The organism is Bradyrhizobium sp. 22 (assembly GCF_000482425.1).
In the GTDB taxonomy this organism is placed as follows: domain Bacteria; phylum Pseudomonadota; class Alphaproteobacteria; order Rhizobiales; family Xanthobacteraceae; genus Bradyrhizobium; species Bradyrhizobium japonicum_B.
Window position 1 is genome coordinate 4,323,454 of the sequence record NZ_KI519399.1, and the last position, 17,441, is coordinate 4,340,894.

At 65.1% G+C, this 17,441-nt stretch carries 17 protein-coding genes; 10 read left to right on the forward strand and 7 right to left on the reverse strand.

The window, feature by feature from the left end:
* The first annotated feature begins 253 nt into the window (after nucleotides 1-253).
* A complete protein-coding gene (locus K410_RS0122040; protein ID WP_049820158.1) occupies nucleotides 254-919 on the forward strand; it encodes a hypothetical protein in 666 nt (221 codons plus the stop codon).
* A gap of 52 nt (nucleotides 920-971) precedes the next feature.
* Here the strand turns inward: K410_RS0122040 and K410_RS0122045 are convergent, their stop codons facing one another.
* Complete coding sequence (locus K410_RS0122045) at nucleotides 972-1,331, reverse strand: ArsC family reductase (protein WP_028136887.1); 360 nt, start codon at nucleotides 1,329-1,331, stop codon at nucleotides 972-974.
* Nucleotides 1,332-1,436: 105 nt separating this feature from the next.
* Between K410_RS0122045 and K410_RS0122050 the strand changes: the two genes are divergently transcribed.
* Nucleotides 1,437-1,808 carry a tRNA-binding protein gene (locus tag K410_RS0122050; protein ID WP_028136888.1) on the forward strand — a complete coding sequence of 124 codons (372 nt, stop codon included), beginning with the start codon at nucleotides 1,437-1,439 and terminating at the stop codon, nucleotides 1,806-1,808.
* Nucleotides 1,809-2,077: 269 nt separating this feature from the next.
* Here the strand turns inward: K410_RS0122050 and K410_RS0122055 are convergent, their stop codons facing one another.
* Genes K410_RS0122055 through K410_RS0122080 form a run of 6 tightly spaced genes read right to left on the reverse strand, consistent with a single transcriptional unit; the run spans nucleotide 2,078 to nucleotide 7,945 of the window.
* Nucleotides 2,078-3,127, reverse strand: coding sequence for a LacI family DNA-binding transcriptional regulator (locus K410_RS0122055; protein ID WP_028136889.1), 1,050 nt, complete (start codon nucleotides 3,125-3,127; stop codon nucleotides 2,078-2,080).
* A complete protein-coding gene (locus K410_RS0122060) occupies nucleotides 3,124-3,768 on the reverse strand; it encodes a ThuA domain-containing protein (protein WP_028136890.1) in 645 nt (214 codons plus the stop codon). The genes K410_RS0122055 and K410_RS0122060 overlap by 4 nt, the downstream gene beginning before the upstream one ends.
* 10 nt (nucleotides 3,769-3,778) lie before the next feature.
* The gene (locus tag K410_RS0122065) at nucleotides 3,779-4,876 is read right to left on the reverse strand and encodes a Gfo/Idh/MocA family protein (RefSeq protein WP_028136891.1); all 1,098 of its coding nucleotides are present in this window, start codon (nucleotides 4,874-4,876) and stop codon (nucleotides 3,779-3,781) included.
* A 19-nt stretch (nucleotides 4,877-4,895) separates the two neighbouring features.
* Nucleotides 4,896-5,744 (reverse strand): carbohydrate ABC transporter permease, encoded by an 849-nt coding sequence (locus tag K410_RS0122070; RefSeq protein WP_028136892.1) that lies wholly within the window; start codon nucleotides 5,742-5,744, stop codon nucleotides 4,896-4,898.
* On the reverse strand, nucleotides 5,737-6,678 hold the full coding sequence (locus tag K410_RS0122075; RefSeq protein WP_028136893.1) for a carbohydrate ABC transporter permease: 942 nt from the start codon (nucleotides 6,676-6,678) through the stop codon (nucleotides 5,737-5,739). The genes K410_RS0122070 and K410_RS0122075 overlap by 8 nt, the downstream gene beginning before the upstream one ends.
* A 1-nt stretch (nucleotide 6,679) precedes the next feature.
* Nucleotides 6,680-7,945, reverse strand: a complete 1,266-nt coding sequence (locus tag K410_RS0122080) for an extracellular solute-binding protein (protein ID WP_028136894.1) — start codon at nucleotides 7,943-7,945, stop codon at nucleotides 6,680-6,682.
* 170 nt (nucleotides 7,946-8,115) lie between these two features.
* Here K410_RS0122080 and K410_RS0122085 point away from each other — a divergent pair, with 170 nt between their 5' ends.
* The 8 genes from K410_RS0122085 (at nucleotide 8,116) to K410_RS0122120 (ending at nucleotide 17,426) form a co-directional block, all read left to right on the forward strand.
* Nucleotides 8,116-8,874, forward strand: coding sequence for an SDR family NAD(P)-dependent oxidoreductase (locus K410_RS0122085; RefSeq protein WP_028136895.1), 759 nt, complete (start codon nucleotides 8,116-8,118; stop codon nucleotides 8,872-8,874).
* Between the two features lie 223 nt (nucleotides 8,875-9,097).
* The gene (locus tag K410_RS0122090) at nucleotides 9,098-10,348 is read left to right on the forward strand and encodes an ABC transporter substrate-binding protein (protein WP_028136896.1); all 1,251 of its coding nucleotides are present in this window, start codon (nucleotides 9,098-9,100) and stop codon (nucleotides 10,346-10,348) included.
* Nucleotides 10,349-10,475: 127 nt separating this feature from the next.
* Nucleotides 10,476-11,303 carry a helix-turn-helix transcriptional regulator gene (locus tag K410_RS0122095; protein WP_028136897.1) on the forward strand — a complete coding sequence of 276 codons (828 nt, stop codon included), beginning with the start codon at nucleotides 10,476-10,478 and terminating at the stop codon, nucleotides 11,301-11,303.
* 201 nt (nucleotides 11,304-11,504) lie between these two features.
* Entirely contained in the window at nucleotides 11,505-12,515 is a 1,011-nt protein-coding gene (locus K410_RS0122100) for a branched-chain amino acid ABC transporter permease (protein WP_028136898.1), read from the forward strand.
* 1 nt (nucleotide 12,516) lies between these two features.
* Nucleotides 12,517-13,605, forward strand: a complete 1,089-nt coding sequence (locus K410_RS0122105) for a branched-chain amino acid ABC transporter permease (RefSeq protein ID WP_028136899.1) — start codon at nucleotides 12,517-12,519, stop codon at nucleotides 13,603-13,605.
* Nucleotides 13,598-14,380 carry an ABC transporter ATP-binding protein gene (locus tag K410_RS0122110; RefSeq protein WP_028136900.1) on the forward strand — a complete coding sequence of 261 codons (783 nt, stop codon included), beginning with the start codon at nucleotides 13,598-13,600 and terminating at the stop codon, nucleotides 14,378-14,380. The genes K410_RS0122105 and K410_RS0122110 overlap by 8 nt, the downstream gene beginning before the upstream one ends.
* Complete coding sequence (locus K410_RS0122115) at nucleotides 14,373-16,589, forward strand: ABC transporter permease (protein ID WP_028136901.1); 2,217 nt, start codon at nucleotides 14,373-14,375, stop codon at nucleotides 16,587-16,589. The genes K410_RS0122110 and K410_RS0122115 overlap by 8 nt, the downstream gene beginning before the upstream one ends.
* A gap of 3 nt (nucleotides 16,590-16,592) precedes the next feature.
* The gene (locus tag K410_RS0122120; protein ID WP_028136902.1) at nucleotides 16,593-17,426 is read left to right on the forward strand and encodes a phosphoenolpyruvate hydrolase family protein; all 834 of its coding nucleotides are present in this window, start codon (nucleotides 16,593-16,595) and stop codon (nucleotides 17,424-17,426) included.
* Nucleotides 17,427-17,441: the final 15 nt, after the last annotated feature.

The following is a 17,441-nucleotide window of genomic DNA, read 5'->3' on the forward strand; positions in this document are numbered from 1 at the left end:
CCCATCCGGAACGCCGCCTCCGGGCGCGGAATATGCCGGAGGTGACGGGGGTTAGGCAAGGCGGAAAGCTGAGCAGATCAGGTCTCCGGCTGGGATACAGATGCTCCCTTAGTCGGAGGTGCGTGATGTCGTGCCTGCCCGGCCTCCCGGTTCGCAAGACACCGGTCGTCAAGCCGTCGTTAACGGTCTTTCGTTCCGTGCGCCAGCCTTCATCAATAATTTTCCCGCACATGGGATCGTGCGCGGGTTCTTGATGGTCTGGAATATTGTCTTGGATTTCGCCAGCGCCGCTCCTTCCGTCGTCAAGTCGATCAGGCAGCGTGATCTCCTGAACACGTGGCTGCGACTCTATGCGCGCGAGCAGATCGCGCCGGCGGTCTGGGAGTATCAGCCCGCGCGGCTCGAGGAGGAGCTGTCCGATCTCATCTATTATACGGTGGATACGTCGACGCCGGCGCCGCGCCTGATCATCCAGAGCGAAAACACGCGCATCTCGCGCGCCTATGGACATACCGGCAAGGGCGTTCTGCTCGAGGAGTATCTCGGGCCGCGACTCGCGCCGCTCGTGATGCCGATCTATCTCGAATGCGTGGCGCGCGGGCTGCCGGTCTACAGCGTTGCCGACGTCGACGACATCTATGGGCGCATCGTCGCCTATGAACGGCTGCTGCTGCCTTTCCAGACCGACGGCAAGGTCTGTCACGTCATCGCATCGGTCAAGACCTTCTGCGAGGACGGCGGCTTCGAGATCAAGAATCTGATGCGCGGAAATGACGCGCTGCCGCGTCCGAAACTGCGCGCCCTGATCGATCGTGAGCTCTTCCATCGTGCGCCCGGCCGCATCGCGACGGCCGAACTGGTCGAGTTCGCGGACCAGCCGGATCCCGGCGTCGCCAACGAGATCATCGAGCTGAACTAAGACCTGAACTAAGACGCGGAACGCGCGATGACATTCTCATCGCGCTTTGGCGTCAGCGCGACTTGGCGCCGACTTCCTTGGCATAGATGTCCGGCTTGAACCCGACCAGCAGCTTGCCGCCGATTTCCAGCACCGGTCGCTTGATCATCGATGGTTGCGCTAGCATCAAGGCCAGCGCCTTCGTCTCGGAGAGACCCTCCTTGTCGGCATCGGGAAGCTTCTTGAACGTCGTCCCGGCGCGATTGAGCAGCGTCTCCCAGCCGACCTTGTCGCTCCACTGCTTGAGCTTGTCCTTCTCCACGCCCGCCGCCTTGTAGTCGTGAAACGCGTAAGGCACGCCATGGCTGTCGAGCCAGGCGCGCGCCTTCTTCATGGTGTCGCAGTTCTTGATGCCGTAGATGATGTTGGGCAAGACGTTCCTCGCGCATGACGCATCGTGATGGACGCGGCGTTGTACGAAACTCCGCTCCGCGCGACAATATTGCGAACGACGCCACCTCGCCGAACGGACATCCCCATGCACGTCACCCACGATCCCGCAGCCGCCGCCACGCCGACCATCGACTTCAACAGCTTCCTCGCCGTCGATATCCGCGTCGGCACCATCGTCGACGCCAAGCCGTTTCCCGAGGCGCGCAAGCCGGCGTTTCGGCTATGGATCGACTTCGGGCCCGCCATCGGCGTGCGCAAGAGCTCGGCCCAGATCACCGAAAACCATCCGATCGAGACGTTGGTAGGACAACAGGTCGCGGCCGTCGTCAATTTCCCGCCGCGCCAGATCGGACCTGTCATCTCGGAGGTGCTGACGCTCGGCTTCCCCGACGCCGACGGCAAGGTCGTGCTGGTGCAGCCGAGCCAGCCGGTGCCGAACGGCGGACGGCTGTTCTAGCCGCGCAATCCGGGGCTGCGGCGTCGCTGCCGCCGGCGCACTGCCGAAGCCCTGCGCAACCGCCGCGGCCGCACCGACGTCGTCGAAGGCATCCAGATACCGCGCGCCCTGATTTGGCGCAGTCGAACGCGGCCAGCATGATGGCCTCATCCGGCGCGATCTCGACGCGGACGCGATCGCGCGGATGCTGATCGCGATCTTCCAAAGGTTCGTGCTGCAAGAAAGCAAGCTACAAGGCGCTGAACCAGCCTTGCGACCGCTGCGCAACGTTACGGCAGATTGTCCCGCAGAAAAATGTCGATGCGGATGCGCTCCTGATCGGGGCTGATCGGCTCACCCGAACAATGCGCGAGCAGGACCCGCGCCGCAGACCGCGCCTCGTGGCCGGGATCCTGGTTGATGATGGCATCGAGCGTGCCGCGCACCAGGAAACGCCGTGTGTACTGGGTGAGCTCGTGGGTGATCCAGACCACCTCGCGCGCGCGGCCGGAGCCTTCGAGCGCATCGGCGATGCCACGATTTCCGGCGCCGCAGCAATATATGCCGCGGAGATCGGCATGGCGCGCCAGCAGCGCGGTGGTGAGCTCTCGCGTGCGTGCGCTGTCGTCGCGACCCTCGATGACCGGTAGCATGCGCAGGTTCGGATACTCGCTGGAGAGGATCTGGTGAAAACCGAACTGCCGCTCGGTGTGATCGCGCAGCGACAACGACCCGGCGATCACGGCGACCGCCCCCTCGCGGCCGGCGAGGAAGCGTCCCAGCAGCGTTGCGGCAGTTCGTCCCGCGGCCGGGTTGTCGATGCCGACATAATGCAGACGGCGCGAGCTCGGCGCGTCCGATACGAGGGTCACCACGGCGACCCCGCGCGCGGTGAGCTCGTCGATCGCAGCGCGCACCCTTGGGTGGTCGAGCGCGATGACGGCGACGCCCTGATAGGCCGGCGACAAGTCCTCCAGCGTGCCGGCCAGCACATCCGGATCGAACACATCGACATGGAGGATGTCGATGAAGCCGCGCTGGCCGGCAAGCCAGTCTGCGGTGCGCTGGACCTGCTCGGCCAGATTGGTCATGAAGCTGTTGCTGCCGGTCGGCAGCACGAAGGCGAAGCGAAAGCTCTGCCCGCGTGCGAGCCGCGCCGCCGCCACGTCGGCGCGGTAGCCCAGCTTGGCGACGGCGGCCTCGACACGCGCAACGGTCTTGGCGCGCACGCCCTCGCGCCGGTTGACGACGCGGTCGACGGTCGCGAGCGAAACGCCGGCGGCCCGCGCGACATCCTCGAGCGTGGCGCGAACGACCGGCTGCGTCGCGTCAGCTCTCATTCGCGCGCCGCCCACAGCATGCCGCGGGTCATCAGGGTGCGGATCTCCGGCACATCGAGCTCGTAGGCGCGGTGGCCGAGCGAGGAATAGAACACCCTGCCCGCGCCGTAGCGCTTTTTCCACACCACGGGCATCACCACGCCCTCGATCCAGGGCGCGTGCTCGCCGGTAAAGGTCGTCGTCGCCAGCACCTCGTTGGCGGGGTCGACATGCATGTAGTACTGCTCGGAACGATGCTCGAAACTCTTCACGCCCTTCATGATGGGGTCGTCCGGCTTCGTCAAGTCGACTTTGTAGTCGATGATGTTGCCGGGATGGGCGACCCATTGCCCGCCGCACAGGAACTGGTATTCGACGGACTCGCGGAAGGCATCGCACATGCCGCCATGATGGCCGGCGAGCCCGACGCCGCCGCGCACCGCAGCGCAGAGATTCAGCGCGTCCGCCTTCTCGATCTTCGACATGGTGTAGATCGGGATGATCAACGAGAGATCATGGATCGCCGGATCGCCGAATGCCTCCGTCGTCGTTTCGATCCGGACCTCGAAACCTTCCGCCCTGAGCCAGCCGCGGATCATCGAGGCACACAGATCCGGATCGTGTCCCGGCCAGCCGCCCCAAACAATCATTGCCTTGCGCATGGTCATTCCCTCAATCGATCTGTCCGGTTTCACGCCCCGTGGGCAGCATCGCCGGCCGCTCGACGCGGCTCTCGATCTTGACGCGGCGCCCCTCGTCGGCGGAGGTCTGGAACGCCTCCATCACCTCCAGCACGTGGAAGGCGAGCGCGCCGCTGGCGCGATGCGGCCGATCGTTGAGGATCGCGGCGGCCATATCGGCGACACCGATGGAACGGAACTCACCCTCGACATGACCGTGGGTCAACGGCACCGTCTCCCATTCACCGCCGGTCCTGGCGATCTGCACCTCGCCGCCGAAGCGGTTCGGGTCCGGCACCAGCATGCTGCCCTTGTCGCCATAGATCTCGATCGGCGCATGGCGGTGCTTCGGCACGTCGAAGCTCATCGCGATCGAGACGACTGCTCCGCTCTCGAATTCGAGCGTGCCTGCGACATGGGTCGAAACCTCGACCGGGATCAAGCTGCCGTTCATCGGCTGGCTGGTGACGAGACGCTCGGTCTTCGGGCGCGCGGTCGAGCCCATCACGCTGGCGACCGGTCCGAGCAGCTGCACGAGATCGGTGATGTAATACGGACCCATGTCGAGCATCGGGCCGCCACCGCGCAAGTAATAGAAGCCGGGCGCCGGATGCCAGCGCTCGTGGCCCGGGCAGCCGAAAAAGGCACTGCCCGCAACCGGCGTGCCGATCGCGCCGTCGTCAATCAGCTTGCGCGCGGTCTGGTGTCCGCCGCCAAGGAACGTGTCGGGCGCGCAGCCGACACGAAGACCTTTCTCGGCAGCGAGATCCATCACCTTGCGGGCCTCCGCGACGTTGATGCCGAGCGGCTTCTCGGAATGGACGTGCTTGCCGGCATTCAGCACCGCGAGGCTGACGTCGGTGTGGGCGAGCGGCACGGTGAGGTTGATGACGATCTCGACGTCGTCGCGCTTGAGCAGCTGATCGACCCGCATCGCCGGCAGCCCGAAGGCGGCCCCCTGCCGCTCCGCCATGTCGCTGCGCATGTCGGCCAGCGCTTTGACCTCCATGACCGGGAAGCGCTGCGCTGCCTTGAGGTAGGCGGTGCTGATCACACCGCAGCCGATGATTCCGACGCCGACTTTTCTCATTGCGTTCTCCGTGAAGTCCTCATCCCTTCACCGCGCCTGCGGTGAGGCCGGCGACGATGTGCTTTTGCGCGAGCAGAAAGAGAATGATCGTCGGCAGGATGGTGAGCGTGATGAAGGCCAGGATCAGGTGCCATTCGGACGAATATTCGCCCTGGTAGATCATGATGCCGAGCGGCCAGGGATAGAGCGCATCGGTGTTGAGCATCACGAGCGGCAACAGATAGGCGTTCCAGCTGTTGACGAAGGTGATGGTCCCGACGGTGGCCAGGATCGGCCGAGACAGCGGCAATGTCACGTAACGGAAGAACTTGATGTAGCTGCAGCCGTCGACCAGCGCCGCCTCGAGCAGCTCGTGGGGAATGTCCTTGAAGAAGCGCCGCAGCAGCAGCACGCTCATGGCGAGGCCGAAGGCCACTTGCGGCAGCGCGACGCCGAAATAGGTATCGAGCAGTCCGAGGTCGCGCACCTTGATGAACAAGGGCAGCACGGCGGTCGCGGCCGGAAACAGCAGACCGAGCGTCAGGTAGCTCAACAGCATCGAGCTGCCGTAGAACTTGACATGGGCGAAGGTGAAAGCCGCCATCGATGCGACGATCAGGGTCAAGGTCACCGTGAGCGTCGAGATGATCAGCGAGTTGCGCAGGAGCTGCCAGTAGCGCGCTGAGAACAGGATGTCGGCGCAATTCTGCCATTCCCAGTGCATGGGCCAGCCGAACGGATTGACCCGCAATTCGCCGAGCGACTTGAAGCCTCCGAGCACGGTCGCGAGCAGCGGCACCAGCACGAAGACGGCGACGACGGCGAGGAACACCGTCTTGAGCGGCACGGCGGGATCGAACGGCGCGCGGGCGGTTTCGGCACTATTCATCGCGCATGAACCATCGCTTGTAAGTGAAGGCAAAGGTCACGCAGATCAGGAACAGGATCACGCCGATGGCGCTGCCGTAGCCGACCCGCATGCGCGAGATTCCATTGTTGTAGAGGAAGCTCACCATGGTGTTGGAGGAATCCGCAGGGCCCCCGCGCGTCAGCGGCATGACCAGGTCGAACAGCTGCAGCGAGCCGACGATGGCGAAGAACACCGAGAGCCGGATCGTCGGATAGAGCAAGGGGATGACGACGTGACGCAGCGCCTGCGAGCGCGTTGCACCGTCGATTCTCGCCGCCTCGACCAGGCTCTTGTCGAGGCCCTGGAGCGCGGCGATGAACAGCATCATGTGGAAGCCGAAATACTTCCAGACGATCACGATCAGCACCGCCAGCATCGCCGTGTCGGTCGAGGCCAGGAGATGCGGCGGCTCGGCGCCGAAGGCGCGCCAGATCGAGGCGACCAGGCCGTAGTCGCCGTCATAGACGAACGAGAAGATCAGCCCGGTCGCGATCTCGGCCAAGATGTAGGGCATGAAGAACAGCATGCGCAGCGCCACGGCGCCCCGAAAGCGCTCGGCGAGCATCAGGGCCAGCGTCAGCGCAAGCGGCAGCTGGATCGCGAGCGAGACCGCGATGATCAGCCCGTTGTTGCGCAGTGCGAGCCAGAAGGCGCGCGTCTCCAGCACGAAGCGGTAATTGTCGAATCCAATCCAGTTGGTCGGCCTGCCGAACCCGTTCCAATTGAAGGCCGAGTACCAGGCGGCCTCGCCGATCGGCAACACCACGAACAAGGTGAACAACAGCAGCGCCGGCGGCAGGAACAGGATCAGGACCGTGAAGCGGCCGTCCCAGCTCGGGCCGCGAACAGCGGCCCGCGGCGCCGTCTCGGCGGCGACGCGCATCGCGGGCGCGATCGCGATCCGTCGCGCCACCTCAATTGCCCTGCTTCCACGCCGCCTCGATGGCTTTCGCAGCGTCCCGCGGGTTCATGCTGCCACCGGCGATTTCCGCGGTGACGTCATTGACGACGCGGCCGACGGAGGGGCCCAGGCTCTGGTCATAGAAATTCTGATGATAGTTGGATTTCGCCAGATTGGCCGCGATCTGCTTCATGAAGGCGCTGCTGAGGCCGGCCTCGCCGCCCTTGACGACGGGAACGATGAAGTTGCCGGCGGCAAGCCGCGCCTGCACGTCCTTGGAGATAAAGAATTTCAGGAAGTCGGTGGCTTCCTTGGGCGCCCCCTTGGTGATCAACCAGCCGGTGATGCCGCCGAGCGTGTCTGACGGCTCACCCTTGCCGCCGGGTACGACCGGAAAATCGAACCAGCCAAGCTTGTCGTCGCCGAGACCGACCTTGTCGGCGGCGAGTGCGCGCTGGGTGTGATAGAAGGACGAGATGGCCAGGATCATCGCGGCCTTTCCGTCACCGAAATAGCCGACGGCCTGCGGGTTCTTGAAGCCGAGGAAGCCATTCTGGAACGGCTGGAGATCGACCAGCTGCTTGAACAGCTCGCCGGATCTCTGGAAGGTCTCCCCGGCGAAGCCACCATTCTCACCCTTCAGCGCTGCATCGAAGGCCGGCTTGCCGCCGACGCGCACTGCGAGATGCGTCCAGTAGAAATGCAGCGGCCATTTGTCGGCGCCGCCAACCACGATCGGCGTAACACCCGCGGCGTTCAGCGTCTTCACCGCGCCGAGCAGATCGTCCCATGTCTTGATCTTACTTGCATCGACATTGCCCTTGGCCATCAAATCCTTGTTGTAGAGAAAGCCGACCTGCGATAGCGCGATCGGAAGTCCAAAGACGCGGCCGTTCTGGGTGAAGGCGGCGAGCGCCGCCGGTGCGATCGTGTCGCCGTAGCCGCCGCTCCTCACGGAGTCGGTGATGTCTTCCAGCACGCCCGCCTCGACCTGCGCCTTCAGCACTCCGCCGGCCCAACTATAGATGATGTGCGGCCGGTCCTTCGATTGCAGGATGGTCGGCAGCTTGGCCTTGTAAGCCTCGTTCTCGAGGAACTGCATCTCGACCTTCACGCCGGGGTGCGACGCCTCGTAGCTGCGTGCGACCTCCTCCCAGATCTTAACCTGGGCCGGGTTAACCTCGATGTGCAGCCATTTGATCGTGGTGTCGGCTGCGGCCGAATTGGCCCAAAGCAGACAGGCGGCAGCGGCGAGTCCCAGCTTCCCGAGCAGTCTCATCACATTCCTCCCACCGGCTTTTATTCGTTGATCGCAATCCTGCCTTCGATTTTTGAGGTGCGCAACTAAAATTCTGATCTATGGACCTCAGACGGGAACAGCTAAGGTTGGTCCAGGGAGAGATGGGCGGCGCGCTGCGCCGTCCCGCAAACGCAACTCGAGAGGTGACCATGACCGCCGTTTATTCCGACCTCGCCCGCAAGGTCGTTCTTGTCACCGGTGGCGCATCTGGAATTGGCGCTGCGATCGTGCGGCGCTTCGCGCAACAGAAATCCGAGGTCGTGTTCTTCGACATCAAGGCCGAGGAAGGTCAGCGCCTCGCGAGCGAGTTGTCCGATCAGGGTCTGGCTGCGCATTTCCGGCACGTCGACCTGACCGATATCGCCGCGTTGCGAGCCGGCATCGCGGAGGTGCGCAGCGCGCACGGCGCGATCAACATCCTCGTCAACAATGCGGCGAATGATGAACGGCACAAGACCGAGGAGATGACCCCGGAATATTGGGACGACCGCATCGCGGTCAACCTGAAGCACCAGTTCTTTGCGGCGCAGGCCGTGCTGCCGGACATGAAGGCGGCAAATGCCGGCGCCATCATCAATTTCGGCTCGGTGTCGTGGATCGCCGGACAAGGCGGCATGGCTGCGTACACGGCCAGCAAGTCCGGCGTCATCGGTCTCACGCGCTCCTTGGCGCGCGACTATGGTCCCTACAATATCCGCGTGAACGCGATCGCACCGGGCTGGATCATGACCGAGCGCCAGCTCGAGAAATGGATGACGCCGGAGGGCGAGGTGGAACTGATGCAGCGGCAATGCCTGAAGCGCAAGCTCGTGCCCGACGAGGTCGCCAGGTTCACCGTCTTTCTCGCCTCCGACGAAGCCTCCGCCTGCACCGCGCAGCACTACATCGTGGATGGCGGCTGGGTGTGAGATGCCGAGGACCGCGGCTGCATCGGGGCACGGCGCGGTCACCGCTTGCACTGCAAAACAACTTGCGCCGCAACATTCAAAAATGAGACTGCCCGTCAAACCAGACGAGGCGCCCACGCGGGCAGGCGCATTCGACTTCGGCTAGCTTCCCTCCAAAGCCGCGGGCTGTTCGAGAGCCACGGGCGTCGCGCGGCAACAAAGCTGCGATACAGGGAGGAGCAAAATGTCGAAATGCAGTGTGGGACTGCTCGCGCTGAGCAGCCTGTTTCTTTCGGGCGCGGCGATCGCGCAGGAGAAGATCAAGGTCGGCGTCACCGCCACGCTCGAAGGCACCTATACGGTGCTCGGCGAGGACGGCATCCGCGGCCATCAGACCGCGCTGAACGTGCTGGGCAAGAAAGTCGGCGACAAGGAGCTCGAGTTCATCATCGCCTCCACCGACGCGACGCCCGATTCCGCGGTCCGTGCCGTGCGAAAGCTGATCGAGCAGGACAAGGTGCAGATCCTGCTGTCCCCGCTATCCGGTGACGAAGGCATCGCCGTCAAGAATTTCGCAAAGACCCATCCGGAGCTGACCTTCATCAACGCCGCCTCGGGTGCCCAGGAAACGACCTATGTCGATCCCGCTCCGAACTTCTTCCGTTACAACATGGACGGCGCGCAGTGGCAGGTGGGCCTCGGCAAATACGCCTATGAGGAGAAGAAGTATCGCAAGATCGCGACAGTCGGCGAGGATTATTCCTTCATCTACACCCAGGTGTTCGGCCTCGTGCTCGAATTCTGCGGCGCCGGCGGACAGGTCACCAACCGGCAATGGGTGCCGCTCGGCACCAAGGACTTCGCCTCGGTCATCGCGGCGCTGCCCGACGATGTCGATGCGATCTATCTGGGCCTCGGCGGCGCCGACGCCGTCAACTTCCTCAACCAGTATCAGCAAGCCGGCGGCAAGGCGCATCTGATGGGCGGCTCCATCATGATCGACCAGACCATCCTGTCGTCCAAGGGCAACGCCAAGAACGCTCTAATCGGCACCATCGCGGCGAGTGGCCAGGCCGACACCTGGGAGGATCCGGGCTGGCAGAAATTCGTGAAGGCCTATCAGGACGCCTTCCCGCCCAACAAGCGCTTCCCCAGCCCGTCACTGCTCGCCACCAACTATTACGACTCGACCATGGCGCTGATCCTGGCGCTACGGCAGGTCAATGGCGATCTCTCCAACAACCAGGCCAAATACAAGGAAGCCCTCGCCAAGATCGAGATCGACGCGCCCAACGGCAAGATCAAGCTCGACTCCAACCGACAGGCGATCGGCACGAACTTCGTCACCGAAGTCGTCGACGACGGCAAGGGCGCGCTGTTCTCGAAGGTCGTGAAGGTGATCCCCAACGTCAACCAGACGCTGGGCTATGACCCTGCGGTGTTCGCCAAGATCGGTTTGCCAAGCCGTACAGTACCGGAATGTAAGAAGTACTGACGTAGTCCCGTTGCGGGCGATGACTGACCGGGGAGAGATTTGTAAAGGCGCGACGTGTGCGCACTTGCATTCTCTCCCCGGTTGTTGAACGCTATCGGAAAAACGAAGAGCTTCTGGGAGGGAAGGCATGAGCCGGGCGCTCGCCGTCTTCCACGGCCGCTTCGGCCGGGCGACGGTCTATCAGTTGAACCGCCCTTTCAACATTCACGCGCATCGTGAAGGTCATTTGATCTTCCATGTCGGGGGGCGTCCCGCATGCATCGATGTCAGCGATGGACGTTACGAGCTCACCGAAGGTTCCGTCGTCGCCGTCAATCCATGGGAGCCGCATAATTTCCTGCCGTCCGACCTCGAAGGCGGCGCCGTTTTCTTCGTGCTCTATGTCAACGCGGAATGGTTTGCGCCCGACGCGCCCGGCACCGACCGGTTGCGCTTCGGCCGCACCCAGTTCACGCGGTCGGTCGCGCTGGACAAGCATATCCGGCACGCAGCCGCCCTCGTCTGCGGCGCACCCTCGCTCAACAGCCTCGACGGCGAGCTGAGAAGGTTGATCGACATCTGCTACGACGAGAGTTGGCAACAGGCGGAGGCCGCGCGCGATCCGCGCGCGAACGGCTCCGTTACCGATTTTCGCGTGCGCAAGTGCATCAAGATGATGTCGGAAAGTCCCGGCGCCGAGATCGAGCTCGACACCATCGCGCGCGAATCCGGTCTGTCGCGACCGCACTTCTACCGGCTGTTCCGCACCCAGACCGGCGTCACGCCCCATCTCTATCTCAACACGCTGATGATGGAGCAGGCGCTGGAGGCGCTGGTGGCGAGCGAGGCGCCGATCGCCGATATCGGCTTCGATCTCGGCTTCTCCTCGCAAAGCGGCTTCACGCGTTTTTTCGCCGCCAATGTCGGGATGGCCCCGACCGATTATCGCCGCGCCGCCAAGGTTTTGCGCGCCTGACGGGCGCGCGAAAAGATACTCACGATCAAATGCGTCCCCATCAGCCCCATTAGGATGTGCGGAACGCGGTCCCGACACGAGGACCGCGGTCGACAGGGAGCGCACGTTCATGGCAGGGCTTGCGGCCGGTGACGGTCTGCGCGCCCCCTCACCTCGCTTGCAGGGAGAGGGTTGGATCGACCTCGAGACGGAGCGGCGATCATGAGCCGCTTCGTCGAGCGCCATCCCGCCTGGGCATTGATCGTCATCATCGCGGTCGCGGTGGCGCTGTGGCTGATCTTCGCGGTATGGCCGCCGGGCCTCGAAGAGGCTGTCGGCCGCAAGCGGGTGTTTCTCAACGCGCTCTTCAACGGCATCACGCTCGGAGGTCTCTATTTTCTCGTCGCCAGCGGTTTTACGCTGATCTTCGGCCTGATGCGCAACGTCAATCTCGCGCACGGCTCGCTCTATTTGTTTGGCGGCTATGTCGGTTACGCCATCAGCGCCTCCACCGGCTCCTGGGTGCTGTCGTTCATCGTCGCCTTCGTCCTGACCGCGCTGGTCGGCGTGCTGCTCCAGGTTCTCGTGTTCCGCCGCATGGAGGGCCAGGACCTGCGCCAGACCATGGTGACGATCGGGCTCTCGATCGTGTTCGCCGACCTGATGCTGTGGGCCTGCGGCGGCGACTTCTACCAGATCCAGACTCCCAACTGGCTGATCGGTCCGATCGAGCTGCCGCTGCTCACCGCGGTGAAATCCTCTGGCGAGCCGGTCTACCTGCGCTATCCGCTGGTTCGGCTCGTGATCTTCCTGGCCTCCGCCGTCATCGGCATCGCGATGTGGCTCGCGCTCAACCGCACCCGGATCGGCATGATCATCCGCGCCGGCGTCGACGACCGCGACATCCTCGCTGCGACCGGCGTCCGCATCCAGGTCGTCTTCGTGCTCGTCTTCGCGCTCGGCGCCGGGCTTGCCGGCATCGCCGGCGTGGTCGGCGGCACGTTCCAGTCGCTCTCGCCCGGTGAGGACATCCGTTTCCTGCTCGCCTCTCTCGTCGTCGTGATCGTGGGCGGCATGGGCTCGATCCCCGGCGCCGCGCTCGGCGCGCTGATCATCGGCCTCGCCGAGCAGCTCGGCTCGGTCTACATCCCGACTTACGCCATCGTCGTGACCTTCCTGATCATGGTGCTGGTACTGGCGCTGCGGCCGCAGGGCCTGCTGGCGAGGCGCTGAGATGTCCGTCACTCATGACGCCCGCGTTCAGGTTCACAGGCCCGCGTCGACGGTGGGACGGCCGGCTGCGCGCGGCTGGCCCGACATCAACAATCCCGCGGCCTGGATCGTGGCGGCCATCCTGCTGATCATGCCGCTGATCGCCAACGGCTTCTTCCTGATCGAGATCTTTGCCACCACCTTGATCCTCGGCACCGTCGCGCTCAGCCTGATGTTCCTGGCCGGATATGGCGGCATGGTCAGCCTGATGCAGCTCACCATCGCGGGCTTCTGCGCTTACATGGTCGCGGTGTTCGGCGTCAGCGGCAATGCCAATATCAGCCTCGGCTGGCCGTGGTGGCTGGCGGTGCCGATGGCGCTGACGCTGGCAGTCGTCTTCGGCACGCTCGGCGGCGCGCTGGCGGTGCGCACCGAGGGCATCTACACCATCATGATCACGCTGGCGATCGGCGCCGCGTTCTACTACTTCACCAACCAGAACTGGGCGATCTTCAACGGCCACACCGGCATCAACAACGTCTCGACGCCGCGTTTCTGGGGCGTCGACTGGCGGGCGGACATTCCCTTCTACTATATCGTGCTCGCGACAGCCGGCCTCTGCTATTTTGCGGTCGACTACATCTCCCGTGCGCCATTCGGTCTCGCCCTCCAGGGCGTGCGCGACAATCCGCGCCGCATGTCCGCGCTGGGCTTCAACGTCAATGCCCACCGCGTCGCGGCCTATGCGGTGGCGTCCTTCATCGCGGGCCTTGCCGGTGTGCTCCAGGTCTGGAACTATCGCCAGATCTCGCCCGGCTCGGTCAGCGTCGGCGCCTGCATCGACATCCTCATCATCGCCGTCGTCGGCGGCATCACCCGCCCGGTCGGTCCCTATATCGGCGCGCTGGTCTTCGTGCTCCTGCGCACCTTCGCACTCGACTTCCTGGTCAAGATCGGGCTCGACGGCAACCGTTTCCGCCTGCTGATCGGCCTCGGCTTTCTTGCCATCGTGTTCTGGTCATCGGACGGCGTCATCGGTCTCTGGCAGCGCTGGCGCCAGAGCCGGCTACGCGAGACGGGCCGCCAGGGCGGAGGGCGCGGCCATGGATAGCGTCGCCCAGCGCCTCTCCGCCGTCGGCGCCGGCGCAGCGCTGGAACTGCGCGGCGTGACGCGGCTGTTCGGCGCGCTGGCGGCCTTGACCGACGTCACCATCACCGTGCGTCCCGGCGAACGCCGCGCGGTGCTCGGCTCCAACGGCGCCGGCAAGACCACGCTGTTCAACTGCATCACCGGCGACTTCCCGCCGACATCAGGCACGATCCGCTTCTTCGGCGAAGACGTCACGCATTTCCCGCCTTATGAGCGCATCCGCCGGGGGCTGCGGCGCACCTATCAGATTTCCGCGCTGTTTCCCGGCCTCACCGTGCAGGACAACGTCTACCTCGCCTGCCGCGGCGTCTCCCGCGGACGGTTCTCGTTCCTGCGCCCCGGCCACAACGACGCGCTGATGCACGCTGCCGACAGCCTGGTGCAGGCCGTGCATCTGACCGGGGTCAAGGACCAGCGCGTCGCCGAGCTCGCGCACGGGCAGCAGCGCCAGCTCGAGATCGCACTGGCGCTCGCCGGGGCCCCGCGCTTCGTGCTGTTCGACGAGCCGGCCGCAGGGCTTTCGCCGACCGAGCGCGCCGAGCTGATCGAGATCCTGACCTCGCTGCCGGCCCATATCGGCTACATCATCATCGAGCACGACATGGACGTGGCGCTGCGCGTCGTCGAGAGCGTGACGATGATGCACAACGGCCGCATCTTCAAGGAAGGCCCGCCGGAAGAGATTCAGTCCGATCCTGAAGTGCAGGAGCTATATCTCGGAGGCGGCCATGAATGAGGCCCGCCGCAATTCCGCTGCGCTCGAGGTCCGCGGGCTCGATGTCTATTACGGCCATTCGCACGCGCTCCAGGGCGTCGACCTTTCACTGGAGAGCGGCGTGTTCTCCGTCGTGGGCCGCAACGGCATGGGCAAGACCACGCTGTGCAAGGCCATCATGGGCCTGGTGCCGGTCAGCGGCGGCTCGATCCGGGTCCGCGGCGAGGACATCACGCGGCGGCCGCCCGCTCACATCGCGCGCCTCGGCGTCGGCTATGTGCCGCAGGGCCGCCGGCTCTGGCGCTCGCTCAGCGTGGACGAGCATCTCCAGCTTGCCGGCGGGATGCGGTCGGGCGCCTGGACCGTCGAGCGCATCTACGACACTTTTCCGCGCCTCGCCGAGCGCAAGGACCATGGCGGCAGCCAGCTCTCCGGCGGCGAGCAGCAGATGCTCGCGATCGCGCGCGCGCTGCTGACCAACCCGCAGCTCCTCGTCATGGACGAACCGACCGAAGGCCTCGCGCCGGTCATCGTCGCCCAGGTCGAGGAGATGCTGCTGCGGTTGGGCGAGGACGGCGACATGTCCGTGCTCGTGATCGAGCAGAATATCGGCGTGGCGACCGCGATCTCGCGCAATGTCGCCATCATGGTCAACGGCCGCATCAACCGCATCATCGACTCGGCGCGGCTCGCCGCCGACCGCGAGTTGCAGCAGCGTCTGCTTGGCGTCGGCTTGCATGCCGAGCTTACGCCGGATCTCGACGTGCCGGCGCCAGGCCCGGACGCGAAGCCGGCGCCGCAGGCCGCCCGACCGAGCGGCCCGATCCGGATCTACATCTCCAACCCGACACCGCCGACACGCTGGTCCCAACCCGCGCCGATCGCACGGATCGAAGCGGCGGCACGCACGCTCTCGACGCAGGTATCGCGCCTGGACGAGACGGCGCGGCGCAAGCGCGAGCCGGCGACGTCGCAGTCGTCGGGGCCTCCGGTCGTGCTGGTCGTCGGCACGCTCGACACCAAGGGGACGGAGCTCCGCTTCATCCGCGACATCGTCGCCGAGACCGGCCTGCGCACGCGCCTGGTCGACGTCTCCACCAGCGGCAAGCACGCCAGCTGCGATGTCTCCGCGCAGGAGATCGCGCTGAACCACGGCCGCGGCGGCGCGGCCGTGTTCGGCGCCGACCGCGGCGCGGCCGTGACGGCGATGGCGGACGCGTTCGCCAACTGGCTGCGGCGCCAGGGCAACGTCGCCGGCGTGATCTCTGCCGGCGGCTCCGGCGCCGCCTCGCTGGTTGCCCCGGGCATGCGCACCCTGCCGGTCGGCGTGCCCAAGCTGATCATCTCGTCCGTCGCCTCCGGCGATATCGGGCCCTATGTCGGCCCCGCCGACATCACCATGATGCACTCGGTCACCGACATTCAGGGACTGAACTCGATCTCGCGCGCCGTGCTGTCGAACGGCGCCAACGCGATCGCGGGCATGGTCAAGGCGCGCCTCGATCAGCGCGAGACAAGGCAGCGCGCCGTCAACCCAGCACTGCCTGCGGTCGGCATCACCATGTTCGGCGTGACGACGCCGGCGGTCCAGAAGATCGCGACGGATCTGGGCGAGGACTTCGAATGTCTCGTCTTCCACGCCACCGGCGTCGGCGGCCGCTCGATGGAGAAGCTGGTCGAATCCGGCCAACTCGCCGGTGTCATCGATATCACGACAACCGAGATCTGCGACTTGCTGATGGGCGGCGTGTTTCCCGCCACCGAGGATCGCTTCGGCGCGATCATCCGCACCCGCCTGCCCTATGTCGGCTCGGTCGGCGCGCTCGACATGGTCAATTTCGGCGCGCCCGACACAATTCCCGAACGCTATCGCGGCCGCAAGTTCCACGTCCACAATCCGCAGGTCACGCTGATGCGGACGACAGTCGAAGAGAATGAACGGATGGGCCGCTGGATCGCCGAGCGGCTCAACCAGATGGATGGCCCGGTGCGCTTCTTCCTGCCCGAGGGCGGCGTCTCCGCACTCGATGCGCGCGGCCAGCCGTTCTGGGATCCGGACGCCGATGCCGCCCTGTTCCGTGCGCTGGAGCGCGACGTGCGGCAGACCGGCAACCGCCAGCTCATCCGCGTTCCCAACAACATCAACGATCCCGATTTCGCCGCCGCCATCGTCAGTGCATTCCGAACCCTGTTCGGCCGCACCGGGGCGCGGCGGAGACTAGCGAGGTGACCGATGGCCCGGTTTGAGCGCGCTGCACTCCTGAAACGATTCCGCGAGATGGCGAAGCGCGGCGAGCCGATCGTCGGCGGCGGGGCCGGCACCGGCCTGTCCGCCAAATGCGAGGAGGCTGGCGGTGTCGACCTCATCGTCATCTACAATTCCGGCCGCTATCGCATGGCCGGTCGCGGCTCGCTGGCGGGACTGATGGCTTATGGCGACGCCAACGCCATCGTACTGGAGATGGCTGGCGAAGTTCTGCCCGTGGTCAGCAAGACGCCGGTGCTCGCCGGCGTCAACGGGACCGACCCGTTCCGCGACATGGACGTCTTTCTCGACCAGTTGAAGACGCTCGGCTTTGCCGGCGTGCAGAATTTTCCGACGGTGGGTCTGATCGACGGCGTGTTCCGCGCCAACCTCGAAGAAACCGGCATGTCCTACGCGCTGGAGATCGACATGATCGCCAAGGCGCGCGAGAAGGACCTCCTGACGACGCCGTACGTCTTCAGCGAGAAGGAAGCCGCCGCGATGGCGATCGCCGGCGCCGATATCATCGTCTGCCATCTCGGGCTCACGACCGGCGGCACGATCGGCGCCCAGACCGCAGCAAAGCTGAAGGACTGCCCGGCGCGCATCGACGTCTGGGCCTCCGCCGCGCTCAGCGTCAATCCCGATATTCTGGTGCTCGCTCACGGCGGGCCGATCGCGGATCCCGCCGATGCCGATTTCATCATGAAGAACACCCGCTACTGCCATGGCTTCTACGGCGCCTCTTCGATGGAGCGGCTGCCGGTCGAGCGGGCTCTGACGGAGCAGGTACGCAAATTCAAGGCGATCGGCGCGCAGTAACGCCGGAACGATCGA